The following is a 13505-nucleotide window of genomic DNA, read 5'->3' as shown; positions in this document are numbered from 1 at the left end:
CCCTGCGCAACGCAAGGGCCTAAGAGTAGACAACATGCTACTGAACGCGCACCCAATTTTGGCTGGCACAGATCAACCCGCCAGCCACACAACCGCGCAAACGCAGCGCATCGCCTGAAACTTCCATTTTACCGATATAGGTTTTGTTGTTTGAAGGGCGCCAGACTTGGCCCTCATATTCGCCGCCGCCTTGCGGCACCATATTGGTCACGATTTGCCGACCGATGTTTTCTGACTGATATTCGCCTTCGCTGTTAAATGTGCGCGCAAGCGTGCCGCAAATCGTCTCGCCGCATGGGGCAACTGTGACATAGGCAAACGTGCCGTCGTCAACCTCTGTCTGCCAAGTCCCAAAGGCCGCATCTTGGGCATGTGCCTGCGCGCCAAATGTCATCGCCGCGAAGATCGCGATAATCCGAGTTTTCATGTTCATTCCTCCCTAGAACTGCCCAAACCATGCCTTTGATCTATGTTTCCGATCAAGCGTGACGTTAGGTTGCTTGGCGTGAAACGTCGGGTGTGTTTGATGTGGTACGTCGGTTCTTGTGATTTGGGCCAACGGGTCGCACTATGTCATACTGCCCCAGTCCGAACACTGCGGCGGCCCCAAGGAAGGCCAATAGTGCGGGACTTTACGGCCGTTCGAATTTCAACTGCTAACGTCTGCTTTTGCTATTCTGAGCGATCGTTCGTTACTTCATGGAGCGGTCGTGCCCGTTATCTTGTGCAAGATCGCCCGCCGGGTAAGGCTTTCCGGCGACCAAATGTCCCTGATCGTGAAATATTCTTCAAAGGCGGGCACATCAGGAGGCAGAATGACCCACGGCTGCTTCGTCGATGTGAAAATATGGACGTCCGGCGAAAAAGGATCCGGGTTATCAAGCGTGCCCACACGGACAAACCGCACGACCTCTCCCAAACCACCGCGCATGCTGAGATAGTTCGTCCAGAGGGTCACATGGCAACTTGGGCACCGTGCAAACCTTTGGCCAAGACCGCTTTGCGATGGCGTCATGATCTCGGAAACTTCGCCCTTCGTCACCGTAACGCGGTCGGACTCAATCAACGCGTTGACAGCAAAAGATGCGCCGCTTTCGCGTTGGCACCAGCGGCAATGACACCCGTGAACGATCATCGGCTCAGACGCCATTTCATAGCGCACATGGCCACACGCACAGCCACCTACGAACGGTCCGATTGTTTCAGTCATGTCATTGTTCCTTCTTAAATCTGGTCGAACGTTAAATGGGGGACTGGCCTCAAAAGGGCCAAATCTCAGGAACTATGCAGAAACGATATCATCTTTCAAAGTATCCAAAAATCTCATGACCTCACTGCCTTCGGCTTCGCCGACACCCATTTCACCCGCAACGCCGACGACAATACCGATAAAGCACTTCCAATCGTTCGATGTGATTCCCATGCCCTTGTGTGCAAGCGCCATGTCGCGCCCCCGGTAATACATCTGCCCGCCGGTGGAGTTGACGAGAAAATCAATGAGTGATTGCAGGTCGCGGGCATTTGTATCCTCATTTCGGTTGAGCCAAAACCGCGCCAGTTCATCGTGCTTCTGCGCTCTTTCAACAACCTGTGTTGCAAACATCGCAAGTGCATCATAGCCGCCAAGCCTGTCGTATAGTGAAACGGTCATCTCAACCCCCCTTTTTTAAAATAGTGTCGGGCTTTCGAGGGCCCAAGCACGACGAAAAACCTTTTTTGTTGCGATCAGCCAAGCATTCACCCAGTGTTTTGAAAACTCGCGAAGTTTGAAAATGCGATTTGCAGGAATGCACGAGGAGAGTGCGCAATGAATTGGGATGACGCGCGCATATTTCTCGCGTTTGCACGGGAAGGTTCTTTTGGGGCCGCAGCCAAGCGATTGGGAGTGCAACACTCGACCATCTCGCGGCGCATTCATGCGATGGAAAGTAATCTTGCTGCGCCATTAGTTGAACGCAGCGCGCATGGGTATGTCCTGACAGGGACGGGAAAAGACCTGCGCGCATCGGCTCTCAGGATGGAGCAAGAGTTGCTGGCATTTGAAACAGCAAGTGCGGGTCAAAGCGATGTAGCCTCCGGCGAACTTAAGGTCTCGGCAATCGCAAATATGGCGTCTTCTCTCCTCATGCCCATTTTTGCCCGATTCAGCGAAGCCCATCCAAAGATTATCCTTCGGGTAGACGTCACAAATGATTCAGTGCGCCTCTCGGAAAGAGACGCAGACATCGCCCTTCGCCAAACCAATGCGCCCGCAGAAACGCTGATCGGGACGCGGCTCGCCACTGTTTCCTCTGCGGTTTACGGATCGATTAGATATTGCGAAGAGGTGAGGCAAGGGAAGGCGGTCGAACGGTGGATCGGTGTTGATTGCTGCGACTACCACAGAAACTGGACAAAAGACGCCTACCCAGCAGCAGATCATGCGTTTTGCGTTGACGAAACATCGGTCACTGCCGCGGCTCTGCGCGAGGGGCTAGGCGTTGGTTATTTGCCCTGCTTCATGGGGGATAGCGATCCGGCCCTCACCCGGTTTCGCGCACCTGAAAAGAAACACGATCTTGGTCTGTGGTGTCTCTACCATCGAGATCTGCGTGACACCAAGCGGGTATCCTTGTTTTGTGAACACATAAGGAAAGAGATCAAGCAGATTGCGCCGATCTTTGAGGGTAGCCAGTAAATCACGAACGCCACAAATCGACAAAAAAGTCAGTGATTTTCGCACGCATAGTTCGGCCTCTTCTCTGATGGGTCCATTCAATCAAAGTGCAGCAACGGAGAGTTTGGGTGCTCTTATTCCCTTCGCTACCTCTCGCGCCAAGGGCCGCATTTCGTGTTTGGAGGCATTTTGTTGGACCGTTCATCCCGCACCCACGTTGCATTTCCCCAACCGCCATGCATAAACGCGCCAATAGATATGAAAGGCCGCTGTGATGATCCTCTATCCTGCTATTGACCTCAAAGATGGGAACGCCGTGCGGCTTGTGCATGGGGATATGGACCAGACCACGGTGTTCAATGATGATCCGGCGGCACAGGCGCGTGCCTTTGTTGAGGCAGGGTGCGAATGGTTGCATTTGGTCGATCTGAACGGTGCATTTGCGGGTGAACCTGTGAACGCCGCCCCGGTTGAAGCGATCCTCAAAGCCTGCCCTGTGCCTGCCCAATTGGGCGGCGGTATCCGCGACATGGCCACGATTGAGCGTTGGTTGGACAAGGGCCTCGCACGGGTCATTCTTGGGACCGTCGCGGTTGAAAACCCTGATTTGGTACGTGAAGCGGCCAAAGCATTCCCCGGTCAGGTCGCTGTTGGGCTTGACGCGCGCAAGGGGCGCGTCGCCACGCGGGGCTGGGCCGAAGAAACCGATGTGATGGTGACCGATCTCGCCAAATCATTCGAGGACGCAGGCATTGCCGCGATTATCTATACTGACATCATGCGCGATGGCGCGATGAAAGGGCCAAATATTGACGCAACCGCCGATCTTGCGCGCGCGGTGAACATCCCGGTGATCGCGTCCGGGGGCGTATCTTCGATGGCCGATTTGACGGCTTTGAAGGCGACTGGCGTGATTTCAGGGGCGATTTCGGGGCGTGCGCTTTATGACGGGGCGCTCGATTTGGCTGACGCATTGGCAGCACTTGCGGACTAACCTGCGGCATCTCGGCACTTTTATATTCGGGTAATATCCTATTGGATCTCCCTATCCACGCAGGGGACCCGGATCATGTCAACGATCGTAAAAACAACACTTCCAAAATCGTCACAGCTCTGGGCGCTTGTACTGCCCGAAGATTTTATCGACGGCTACGCGGTACAATCCGCGCTTACACCCCAAGAAGCCGCCCGTATCGGCCTATCGATGCCCGGCTGGGCTGGAGCGTTGCTGAGGTTGCGGAACATAATCGTCAAACCTTTGGGATTGAAGACCGAAACGAGCCCGGTTGGCAGCGGTGCAATCTTTCCGATACATGTCGATACAGCTGATGAAATGATCATTGGCACCGACGATCATCATCTGAACTTTCGCATCGCGATTTTGCGCAAAGATGGAATGATCCACATGGCCACGTGGGTGCATCGCAACAACCTAATGGGGCGGATTTATCTCGCTGTCGTGATGCCGTTTCACATTCTGATCGTGCGCGGGGCTATGCGCCGGATAGCCGCTGCAACCGGCGCATAGTCATAAGTTTATTCGCCGCTCACGGCCTTGCTTGTCAGCATATTCAGCGCGCCGTTCACGCGGGTAATCACCTCTGCATCGGCGGGAATATCTAGCCCTGCAAACAGATCTTCTGCGGGGGTCCACTGCAATTGCGTCACGCCGTCAGCGTCCGCGTATGCCAAAACACGCAATGGCAAAACCGCGCCTGCGCGAATGTCTTGTTCCATTGCAAGCGTGCCCAAAGCCGGGTTTCCAAAAATCAACAATTCCGCGTCAGGCAATGACTTGCCAACGGATTCGGCACCCGCAGCATGGTCGACCCGCGCAAACACGGTCGCGCCAGCACCGTTCACGGCGGCTTCAAGCGCATCAATTGTTTCAGCGACAGTGAGCGGTGACGCTTTCATCATATCCTCGGCCATTGCAGATGTGGAAAGCCCGATCAGGGCTGTGGCAAGTATTTTTATCATTTATCTTCTCCCAAATGGTGGTTGCTGATCATACGACCTACGCTTTTGGTTGCTAACACGTCGCTCTTTTCATTTCTGCAAATTCCACCTAATGATCACAGCATGTTGAAAACACGGATCATCCCCTGCCTTGATGTCGCCGAAGGGCGTACTGTGAAAGGCGTGAATTTTGTTGACCTGATTGATGCGGGCGACCCTGTCGAACAGGCGATTGCCTATAATGCCGCGGGCGCGGATGAATTGGTGTTTCTTGACATCAAAGCCACCCATGAAAACCGCGGAACCATGTTTGACCTGGCCACGCGCACGGCGGAACAATGTTTTATGCCGTTAACGATTGGCGGCGGGGTGCGCACGCATCATGACGTGCGTGATCTGCTGCTCGCAGGGGCGGATAAGGTCAGTTTTAACTCTGCCGCTGTGGCTGACCCTAATGTTGTGGCCGAGGCCGCGATGCGCTTCGGCAGCCAATGTATTGTCGTGGCGATTGATGCCAAAACCGTAGCCCCCGGGAAATGGGAAATCTTTACCCACGGTGGCCGCAAACCTACTGGCATTGATGCCGTTGAATTCGCACGCACTGTCGTCGAAAAAGGTGCGGGTGAAATCCTGCTTACCTCGATGGACCGCGACGGGACCAAAGCGGGCTTTAACCTGCCACTGACCCGCGCGATTTCCGATGCTGTGGATGTGCCTGTTATCGCCTCTGGCGGGGTTGGCACGCTAAATCACCTTGTTGAAGGCGTGACGATGGGCGGGGCCAGCGCTGTGCTCGCAGCGTCTATCTTTCACTTTGGTACCTATACAATCGCCGAAGCCAAAGCCCATATGGCCGCAGCGGGAATTCCGGTACGCCCATGACATTAGATGATCTTTACACGCTGATCGCATCGCGCAAAGGTGCGGACCCGGAAACCAGCTGGACCGCGAAACTTTTTGCGAAAGGCCCTGAAAAGTGCGCCGAGAAATTTGGCGAAGAAGCAATCGAAGCCATTATCGAAGCCATCAAAGGCGACAAAGAAAAGCTGACATCAGAAGCCGCAGATGTCATCTTTCACCTGCTGGTGATGCTTGCTGCGAATGATGTCAGCCTTGACGATGTGGTCGCGGAATTAGCGCGCCGGCAAGGCACCTCTGGGATCGCCGAAAAAGCGGCCCGTTAAAGGCCAAGCCGCGCGATTTCAATCTTTGGGCAGCGATCTTGGATCACATCAACACCGCGCGCCTGTGCCTTTTGAGCCGCCGCGTCATGGGTGATTTCAAGCTGCATCCAGATTGTTTGCAGATCAGGCCAACGGGCAAGCGCAGCATCCACAATACCGGGCACCGCGTCTCTGTTGCGAAAGATATCAACCATATCAACTTCGTCCGGAATAGACGCCAGATCGGCATAGACCGTTTCGCCAAACAGCTTTTGTCCGGCAAGGCCGGGGTTCACACCGATCACCCGGTAGCCATTGGTCAAAAGAAACTCACCCACACGGTGACTTGGGCGTGCAGCGTTTGCAGAGGCCCCCACCAAAGCGATTACTTTCGTACGTGTGAGCACCGCGTGGATAAAATCGTCAGGATAGTCCATTATTTCTCTCTCTCGAAAAAAGCGCCCGGAAAAACCGGGCGCAAAGTTTGGAACGAGGGACAGTGATAAGGGGCACGCCTGTTCCATTGCGCGCCTTCACCTATCAACATATGCCCCAAATCAGCATCAAAAAGGGCAGATCAGCAAAACGTGATCACAGGCCTTAATCAAATAACTCCTCAAAGGCGTCCTCAATCACATCCTCTAGCTCATCGCACATCTTTGCAAACATCTTGCGTCTGAACGGCATCGCTTTTTTGGGTTTCTTCCGGCGTTTATCGGTCGTGACACGCTTGTCAGGGCGTGCAGGCGACGGCGCTGCTGCGCTGACCTGCTCTCGCGGCAAGTTCTTTAACGCACGCAACGGCGCGCCGCAGTTTGCACAACTGAGTTCATGCCGATGCTTGCCTCGCAGGCGCAATACTGCACGGGTGCCACAATAGCAGCAGGTCGCGATCTTATTTGCCGGCATCTTCCGACCTAGGCTTTCGCCGCATATAGCGCGACAGCCGCAGCATTCGACACGTTCAACGAACCAAATTCCGCTGCCGCATCAATACGCACCAACTGATCGCATGTTTCGCGCGTCTTTTCGCGTAAACCAGGACCTTCGGCCCCCATTACCAGCGCAACAGCGCGGTCCCGTTTACCCGCGACCGCCGCTTCAACGGTCGTTTCAGCTTCGCCATCCAACCCCAGCACAAGATATCCCATGCCCTGCAAGGCCGTGATTGCATCGGCCAAATTGCGGACCCGTAAATAGGGCTGACGTTCGAGTGCGCCGCTTGCGGTCTTGGCCAAGGCACCCGTTTCTGGGGCCGCATGGCGCTGCATGGCGATGACGGCGCGCGCCCCAAATACTTCGGCGGACCGCAAAATAGCACCAACGTTATGTGGGTCAGTTACACGGTCCAAAAGAACAATACGCGGCGGCTGTGGCCCATCGCCAAGCGCGATATCCTCAAGCGATCCCCAATCAAGCGCTTTCACCTCGAGTGCGGCCCCTTGGTGCACCGACTGCGGATCCAGTGGGGCTGCGAATTTGCGGGGATCCGAAATCTCGGGCTCCATCCCGCTCTTGCCGACGGCTTCGCCGAGCCGCTCGAGCGCATTGCGCGTCACCACGAGCCGCAGCTTTACGCGCTTGGGATTCTCGAGCGCATCGCGCACAGCATGCAGGCCAAAAAGCCAAACGGTTTCATTTGCGGCAGCGCGCTTGCCCTGCTCTTTCGCAATCACCCACTTTGGCTTTTTCATCTCGGTTTTCCTAATTCTGACTTGTTTCAAAGGGGCGATACCCGACAAAGTGAACTCTGTGAAGACTTGTCGCAAAATCCGTCACTTTTGCGGTTGACGGGGCATAGGGCCACAGGTAATCAGCCCCACAGTGGGCGACAGGCCGCAAGGTGTGGCAGGGGACTGTAACTCCCTCGAGGCGACTCACGCCTGGTTCGATTCCAGGGTCGCCCACCATTCACTCCATAGCGTTGATTTTTATGCGTTTTTACGCTAAAGTCAGCGCTATGAGTGCCAAATTTCGGTACCCAAACCCACATTTTCGGTACCGACATGACCCAAACCAAACCAAAATTCATGCTCGTTGAGCACGGCAGATACTTCTATCAGCGCAAAGTGCCGCTCGAATTTCAGCGGGCGGTTGGGCGAAAGAAGTGGCGTGCGCCCCTTGGTTCTGACTTCGAAATAGCCTTCGAAAAACTTAAGGAACTTCGCAACGAGCACGACGTCTTGCTTCGGGAAATCAAGGACCCCGAAATGCAGCGAGATTAGAGAGGGTATCTTTTGCCGTACTTCCAAGCGGCTGGGTCATCGTGTAGGCACGTAAATCGGAGGAAAAAAAGTTTTTGACAATTGGATCAATGGGCCGCGCTGTTGGATGGTAAATTCCGCAATTTGAAATGCCGGCGCGGACGCTGTCGGATGCACTCATCCGTCGCCAGATGGTTCGGCTGGCAAAAGGCATTCGGTGCGGGCGCCATGTGACGCCGAATGACATGCCTGTCAGGTATTTTCCGCTATGTCTGTGGGACGGAAACAAGATGGTTTCGGAAAATCGGTCCTCGGTCCCTCTGGTTTTCTCCATCAAAAACAGACGCTCGCCTCGCAGGATAATGGTCCCGTCCAAACGCGAGCGATGCAACGCCTGCGTTTCAGGGTCGCGCGCGCGGTTGAAAAAGACAGTGTTTATTCTCTGATCGGCTTCGCTTACGAACACCAGACCCACGTGAATGCGGTCTGGCCACGCCGGGGTTAAGAAGAACGTTTGGTAGGCTCCAAGGTATTTTCTTAAAACACTGAGTTCATCGACACTGTTATGTGGCAGTTGATGCGTCGTGGCGACAGCCTCGCCTATGGTGTCGCGAAAGCTTAAGTTTAGTGCGATGGGGTCATCGGTAAGCGCATCAATGGGGATTTTGAAATGCATTGCCAAACGATGTCGAACATTGCCTGACGGAAAAGACCTACCTGACAGGTATTTTTCAAACTGTTGTCGGTTTACATTGACGGCGCGGGCAACAGCCGACGCTGATTTACGGTGTTGGCACAAAAACCGCAGATTTATGGGAATGTTCGTCCGGTCTTGGAGGGATGGCATGTCAATTGTACTCTCATGCTTAAATTGGCTTAAAGTAACTTAATTTCGCTCTATGGCAATAGATCTTCGAATCCCGCAGAGTTCAAGAACGGGGACAAATGACACACGACACCACAAATTACATCGACGTGTTTGACGACATGCGGATCGAGACCCGCGATGGGGTCACTTTGTCTGCGCGCGTCTGGATGCCGCGCGGCGTCGCAGCGACACCTCTCCCCGCTATTTTAGAAATATTGCCATACCGTAAGCGTGATGGAACCGCAGCAAGGGATGCCACGACACATGCGCAATTCGCGCAACATGATTATGTGTGCCTGCGCGTTGATTTACGCGGTGCGGGCGAGTCTGAGGGACTGTTTGATGATGAATATTCCGAACAAGAGCTTTGCGATGTTGAGGATACAATCGCGTGGATCGCCGCACAGCCATGGTGCTCTGGCGCGGTTGGCATCATGGGGATTTCATGGGGCGGCTTTAATGGCTTGCAGGTTGCCGCACGACGCCCGGACGCGTTGAAAGCCGTTATTACGCTCTGCTCTAGCGTCGACCGCTACGCCGATGACATTCACTACAAAGGCGGCTGTCAGCTGACTGAGAATATCGGGTGGGCTGCAACCGCAATGTCATGGTTCTCCATGCCGCCGGACCCCAAGCTTGTCGGCGAAAGCTGGCGTGACACTTGGCTTGAGCGGCTGGAAAACACACCTTTCCTTATCAGCGATTGGCTAACCCATGCGGCGCGGGATGATTACTGGAAGCATGGCTCCGTTTGTGAAGACTTCACCCAGATTGAAGCGCCGGTGTTGAGTATCGCAGGATGGCATGACGGTTATCGGAATACGCCGACCAAATTATTGGAGGGAGATACTTCTGGGCCCGTCAAAGCGATAATAGGGCCGTGGAACCACAAATACCCGCATATAGCCGCTCCTGAACCACGTATGGATTTCGTGAACGAGGCACTGCGCTGGTGGGATCACTGGTTAAAAGGGGTGCCCAACGGCGTCGAGGCGGACCCCGATTGTCGCGTCTATGTGATGGACGGTATCGCGCCGCAAGGCAGTTATGAAGAGCGGCCGGGGAAGTGGATCGGATTGCCTGAATGGCCTGCTCCGCAGATTGCGACGAAAACCTATCAGTTGGGTGATGGGTCGCTGGGTAAGGATACCATGACCTCGCCGACCTCTGTTGAGACGCGATCAACCTGTGGCCGCGCATTTGGTGAGTATTTCCCGTTCGGCTTTGGCCCGGGAGAACTGCCTGAAGATCAACGAAACGATGATGCGCTGTCAGCTTGTTTTGAAACTGACTCGCTCTCGAAATCTATGACGATACTTGGGGCGACTGAGGCGCGATTGTCAATTTCGGCAAACCAGACCTTCGGGCAAATGGTCGTTCGGTTGTGTGATGTGGCCCCCGATGGAGCCTCGACGCTTATTACTTTTGGACTGTTGAACTTACGTTACCGTGATGGGTTTGAAACCAGTAGCGCTCTGGAGCCAGAACAGGTCTATGACATAACCCTTCAGTTGGATCAGGCTGCCTATGTGGTCCCTGAAGGCCATCGGCTGCGGTTGGCAATTTCTCCGTCTTATTGGCCCTTCATTTGGCCCGAACGCGGGGACGTCACGCTGTCGATTTCCGCAGGTAACCTACACCTCCCGACCTTACAAAGCAGTGAGGGGCTTTCGTGGACGCCACCTGTTGGCCCAGCTCCCGTGGAAGCCATCACAAAGACGGTCAAGGATGGCGAGGAACGGAAGCTTTGGGAAACAGATGGTGGCCAAGATCGCCTGACGATCTTCGGCGATCATGGCGAGGTTGAATTTATTGAACACGGCCTTCGTGTCGCAAGTGTGGTCCAAGAGGTCTGGATTGTTGATCATGATGACGTCACGACTGCTAGGGTCAAAATCGACTGGGACCGGTCGATGGCACGCGGAGATTTCGCGGTCTCGACCCGTGTTTCGATGGAAATGCACTGCGATGCGGAAGCGTATTACGTGACCGCGCACCTAACCGCGCGAGAGGGAGAACACTGTGTCTTTGAACGTGAATTTCACGACCGTGTGTGTCGTGATCCAAGCAACAACCAATGAACCAAGACTGACAGATAAGAGGTATCAAAAATGAATGATGAACTGAAATATTTAAGCAAACAGGTCGCAAAGCATCGTTTGGATCGCCGCAGCTTTATGGGCCGTGCTGGCGCATTGGGTCTCACTGCTGCGACGGCAAGTAGCTTGTTGGGCAGTGCAGTTATGGCGCAAGGGGCGATCAAGGGCGGCACGATCAAGGTCGCCATCGATGGTGGAGCCTCGACGGACAGTCTTGATCCAGCATTGGCAGCAAACTCTACGGCGACGCAAGTCAACCGGCTTTGGGGTGAACCGTTGGTAGAGCTGGATGCCGAGGGTGGCTTAGAAATGAAACTGGCTACTGCATTTGAGGCTTCTGCAGATGCGAAAACTTGGACTTTCCAGATCCGCGATGGAGTAACTTTCTCGAACGGAAAGACTCTAACGGCCGATGATGTTATGGCCACAATTGAGCGCCATGCCGGCGAGGATTCTTCCTCCGGCGCATTGGGTCTTCTGGGCAGCATCAGCGCGATGCGCACTGATGGAAATGCGTTCATCATCGAGCTAGATGGTCCCAACGCCGACCTTCCCTACTTGCTGACCGACTATCACCTGATGATCCAACCCGGTGGTGGCAAAGAAGATCCTGCCGCCGCAATTGGTACAGGCCCTTATACAATCGTCAGTGCAGAGCCCGGCGTGCGTTTTGTGGCTGAGAAGAACCCTGATTACTGGAACCCTGATCTGGGCCATGCCAGCACGATTGAGATAACCGTGATTAACGACGACACCGCCCGCGTTGCGGCGCTGCAATCTGGTCAGGTTGATATGTGTAGCCGCATTCCGCCAAAAGTCGCATCGCTTGTTGCACGTATGAATGGCGTCACTGTGCATTCTGTGCCTAGCGCGGGGCACTACGTCTTTATCATGCACGCCAACACGGCACCGTTTGACAACAAAGACCTGCGCTTGGCGTTGAAATACGCGATGAACCGAGAGGAGATGGTTGATAAGATCCTCTTTGGAAACGGCTCCATCGGGAATGACACGCCGATCAACACAAGCTATCCGCTTTTCTCCGAGATGGAACAGCGCAGCTATGATCCCGACAAAGCTGCATTTCACTTCAATGCCTCCGGGCACGAAGGCAGCGTCTTGCTACGCACATCTGACAACTCGTTCCCCGGCGCGCCAGATGCGGCGCAACTGTTCCAGCAAAGTGCAGCAGCAGCTGGGATCACGCTTGATATCAGCCGTGAACCAAGTGATGGCTACTGGTCTGAGGTCTGGAACAAGCAGCCCTTCTGCACCAGCTATTGGGGCGGCCGTGCAACGCAAGATGCGATGTATTCCACAGCCTACCTGTCCACCGCCGACTGGAATGACACACGGTTCTTCAACGAACAGTTTGACCAGCTTTTGATCGCTGCACGCGGCGAACTAGACACGGCCAAGCGCACGGGGATGTATGCTGATATGGGCACCATTGTTAGCGAAGAAGGCGGCTTGATCTGTCCGATGTTTAACAACTTCATTGATGCGACATCTGACAAGGTTGCAGGTTGGGGGCCAAGCAAAGGCTTCGATCTGATGAACTTCTATGCTCCCATGAAAATGTGGGTAGCAGGCTGATATGGGCCTCGCATTGAAATTGATTTCCCAGCGCATCGCGCTGGGGTTTCTGCTTCTTTTGGCAGTCTCGGCCCTGATCTTTGCTGGTACCGAGATTTTGCCGGGTGACGTCGCGCAGTCCATTCTTGGCCAGTCCGCGACACCTGAAAGCCTTGCCAATTTGCGCGCTGAACTCGGCCTGAGCGAACCCGCCGTGACGCGCTATTTCAGCTGGTTGGGCGGCATCGCGACAGGCGACCTAGGCACGGCCTTGACCAGTGGAACCGACATTTCATCCGCCGTCGCACAACGCCTTGGCAATACGCTGTTTCTGGCCGCCGTAGCCGCTGTGATCTCGGTTCCAATCGCAATTTTGCTTGGACTGCTGGCTGTGCGGTTCAAGGATCGCTGGCCCGACAAGCTGATATCAGCGACCACTTTGGCCTCTATTTCATTGCCAGAATTTTTCATTGGCTATCTCCTTATCCTCGTCTTTGGCGTCAAACTGGGATGGTTCCCAACTGTCGCCACCGTCTATGAAGGCATGGCTTTTGGTGACCGCCTGATGGCCGTCGTTTTACCTGCGCTGACGCTGACTTTGGTTGTCCTTGCACATATGATGCGAATGACGCGCGCTGCGATTTTGAACGTGATGCAATCCGCTTATATTGAGACGGCTGAGTTAAAGGGATTGAGCACGTTCAAAATCATTCGCAAACATGCACTGCCCAACGCAATCTCGCCTGTCGTCAATGTCGTGATGTTGAACATGGCATACCTCATCGTTGGCGTCGTCGTGGTTGAGGTAATTTTCGTCTATCCTGGCATGGGCCAATATTTGGTCGACCATGTCTCAAAACGCGATGTACCTGTGGTGCAGGCCTGCGGGATCATCTTTGCAGCGATTTACATCGGGCTGAATTTGATTGCCGATGTGGTATCCGTTTTGTCCAACCCGCGCTTGCGGCATCCCAAATAGGA

General features: G+C 54.4%; 17 protein-coding genes and 1 tRNA gene. 10 read left to right on the top strand and 8 right to left on the bottom strand.

Going from position 1 to position 13505, the window contains the following annotated elements; all coding sequences use genetic code 11:
• Positions 1-37: 37 nt before the first annotated feature.
• The 3 genes from Yoon_RS05945 to Yoon_RS05935 form a co-directional block, all read right to left on the bottom strand.
• Positions 38-427 carry a DUF2147 domain-containing protein gene (locus tag Yoon_RS05945; RefSeq protein ID WP_238111074.1) on the bottom strand — a complete coding sequence of 130 codons (390 nt, stop codon included), beginning with the start codon at positions 425-427 and terminating at the stop codon, positions 38-40.
• 270 nt (positions 428-697) lie between these two features.
• Positions 698-1210: a GFA family protein gene (locus Yoon_RS05940; protein ID WP_238111073.1), complete on the bottom strand. Its 513-nt coding sequence runs from the start codon at positions 1208-1210 to the stop codon at positions 698-700.
• Between the two features lie 72 nt (positions 1211-1282).
• Positions 1283-1651, bottom strand: a complete 369-nt coding sequence (locus Yoon_RS05935) for a group 1 truncated hemoglobin (RefSeq protein WP_238111072.1) — start codon at positions 1649-1651, stop codon at positions 1283-1285.
• A gap of 156 nt (positions 1652-1807) precedes the next feature.
• Between Yoon_RS05935 and Yoon_RS05930 the strand changes: the two genes are divergently transcribed.
• The 3 genes from Yoon_RS05930 (at position 1808) to Yoon_RS05920 (ending at position 4184) form a co-directional block, all read left to right on the top strand.
• Complete coding sequence (locus Yoon_RS05930; RefSeq protein WP_238111070.1) at positions 1808-2677, top strand: LysR family transcriptional regulator; 870 nt, start codon at positions 1808-1810, stop codon at positions 2675-2677.
• 253 nt (positions 2678-2930) lie between these two features.
• The gene (hisA, locus tag Yoon_RS05925; RefSeq protein WP_238111069.1) at positions 2931-3650 is read left to right on the top strand and encodes a 1-(5-phosphoribosyl)-5-[(5-phosphoribosylamino)methylideneamino]imidazole-4-carboxamide isomerase; all 720 of its coding nucleotides are present in this window, start codon (positions 2931-2933) and stop codon (positions 3648-3650) included.
• A gap of 75 nt (positions 3651-3725) precedes the next feature.
• Complete coding sequence (locus tag Yoon_RS05920; protein ID WP_238111067.1) at positions 3726-4184, top strand: DUF2867 domain-containing protein; 459 nt, start codon at positions 3726-3728, stop codon at positions 4182-4184.
• Positions 4185-4192: 8 nt separating this feature from the next.
• On the opposite strand, the gene Yoon_RS05915 is transcribed toward Yoon_RS05920, so the two are convergent.
• Positions 4193-4636 (bottom strand): DUF302 domain-containing protein, encoded by a 444-nt coding sequence (locus Yoon_RS05915; protein ID WP_238111065.1) that lies wholly within the window; start codon positions 4634-4636, stop codon positions 4193-4195.
• Positions 4637-4738: 102 nt separating this feature from the next.
• On the opposite strand from Yoon_RS05915, the gene hisF reads away from it, so the two are divergent.
• A complete protein-coding gene (gene hisF, locus Yoon_RS05910) occupies positions 4739-5497 on the top strand; it encodes an imidazole glycerol phosphate synthase subunit HisF (RefSeq protein ID WP_238111061.1) in 759 nt (252 codons plus the stop codon).
• Positions 5494-5799 carry a phosphoribosyl-ATP diphosphatase gene (locus Yoon_RS05905; protein ID WP_238111058.1) on the top strand — a complete coding sequence of 102 codons (306 nt, stop codon included), beginning with the start codon at positions 5494-5496 and terminating at the stop codon, positions 5797-5799. The genes hisF and Yoon_RS05905 overlap by 4 nt, the downstream gene beginning before the upstream one ends.
• Here the strand turns inward: Yoon_RS05905 and Yoon_RS05900 are convergent.
• From Yoon_RS05900 to rlmB, 3 genes are all read right to left on the bottom strand, one after another.
• On the bottom strand, positions 5796-6215 hold the full coding sequence (locus Yoon_RS05900) for a CoA-binding protein (protein ID WP_238111056.1): 420 nt from the start codon (positions 6213-6215) through the stop codon (positions 5796-5798). The two genes, Yoon_RS05905 and Yoon_RS05900, sit on opposite strands and share 4 nt — an antisense overlap.
• Positions 6216-6378: 163 nt before the next feature.
• The gene (locus tag Yoon_RS05895; RefSeq protein ID WP_238111054.1) at positions 6379-6687 is read right to left on the bottom strand and encodes a hypothetical protein; all 309 of its coding nucleotides are present in this window, start codon (positions 6685-6687) and stop codon (positions 6379-6381) included.
• Between the two features lie 8 nt (positions 6688-6695).
• Complete coding sequence (gene rlmB / locus Yoon_RS05890; protein ID WP_238111053.1) at positions 6696-7472, bottom strand: 23S rRNA (guanosine(2251)-2'-O)-methyltransferase RlmB; 777 nt, start codon at positions 7470-7472, stop codon at positions 6696-6698.
• A gap of 132 nt (positions 7473-7604) precedes the next feature.
• Here rlmB and Yoon_RS05885 point away from each other — a divergent pair.
• Together Yoon_RS05885 and Yoon_RS05880 are read left to right on the top strand one after the other, a co-directional pair.
• A tRNA-Tyr gene (locus Yoon_RS05885) sits at positions 7605-7688 on the top strand.
• 96 nt (positions 7689-7784) lie between these two features.
• Positions 7785-8003 (top strand): hypothetical protein, encoded by a 219-nt coding sequence (locus tag Yoon_RS05880; RefSeq protein WP_238111050.1) that lies wholly within the window; start codon positions 7785-7787, stop codon positions 8001-8003.
• Here Yoon_RS05880 and Yoon_RS05875 read toward each other — a convergent pair.
• The gene (locus Yoon_RS05875; RefSeq protein ID WP_238111049.1) at positions 7975-8829 is read right to left on the bottom strand and encodes a helix-turn-helix transcriptional regulator; all 855 of its coding nucleotides are present in this window, start codon (positions 8827-8829) and stop codon (positions 7975-7977) included. The two genes, Yoon_RS05880 and Yoon_RS05875, sit on opposite strands and share 29 nt — an antisense overlap.
• Before the next feature lie 98 nt (positions 8830-8927).
• On the opposite strand from Yoon_RS05875, the gene Yoon_RS05870 reads away from it, so the two are divergent.
• Genes Yoon_RS05870 through Yoon_RS05860 form a run of 3 tightly spaced genes read left to right on the top strand, consistent with a single transcriptional unit; the run spans position 8928 to position 13503 of the window.
• Entirely contained in the window at positions 8928-10931 is a 2004-nt protein-coding gene (locus Yoon_RS05870) for a CocE/NonD family hydrolase (protein ID WP_238111048.1), read from the top strand.
• Positions 10932-10961: 30 nt separating this feature from the next.
• A complete protein-coding gene (locus Yoon_RS05865) occupies positions 10962-12545 on the top strand; it encodes an ABC transporter substrate-binding protein (RefSeq protein ID WP_238111041.1) in 1584 nt (527 codons plus the stop codon).
• Position 12546: 1 nt separating this feature from the next.
• Entirely contained in the window at positions 12547-13503 is a 957-nt protein-coding gene (locus Yoon_RS05860) for an ABC transporter permease (RefSeq protein WP_238111039.1), read from the top strand.
• Positions 13504-13505 lie beyond the last annotated feature (2 nt).

This window comes from Yoonia sp. I 8.24, from assembly GCF_022096995.1.
In the GTDB taxonomy this organism is placed as follows: Bacteria; Pseudomonadota; Alphaproteobacteria; order Rhodobacterales; family Rhodobacteraceae; genus Yoonia.
Note: the sequence above shows the minus strand (reverse complement) of the source record. Positions and strands in the feature narration are given on the sequence as shown.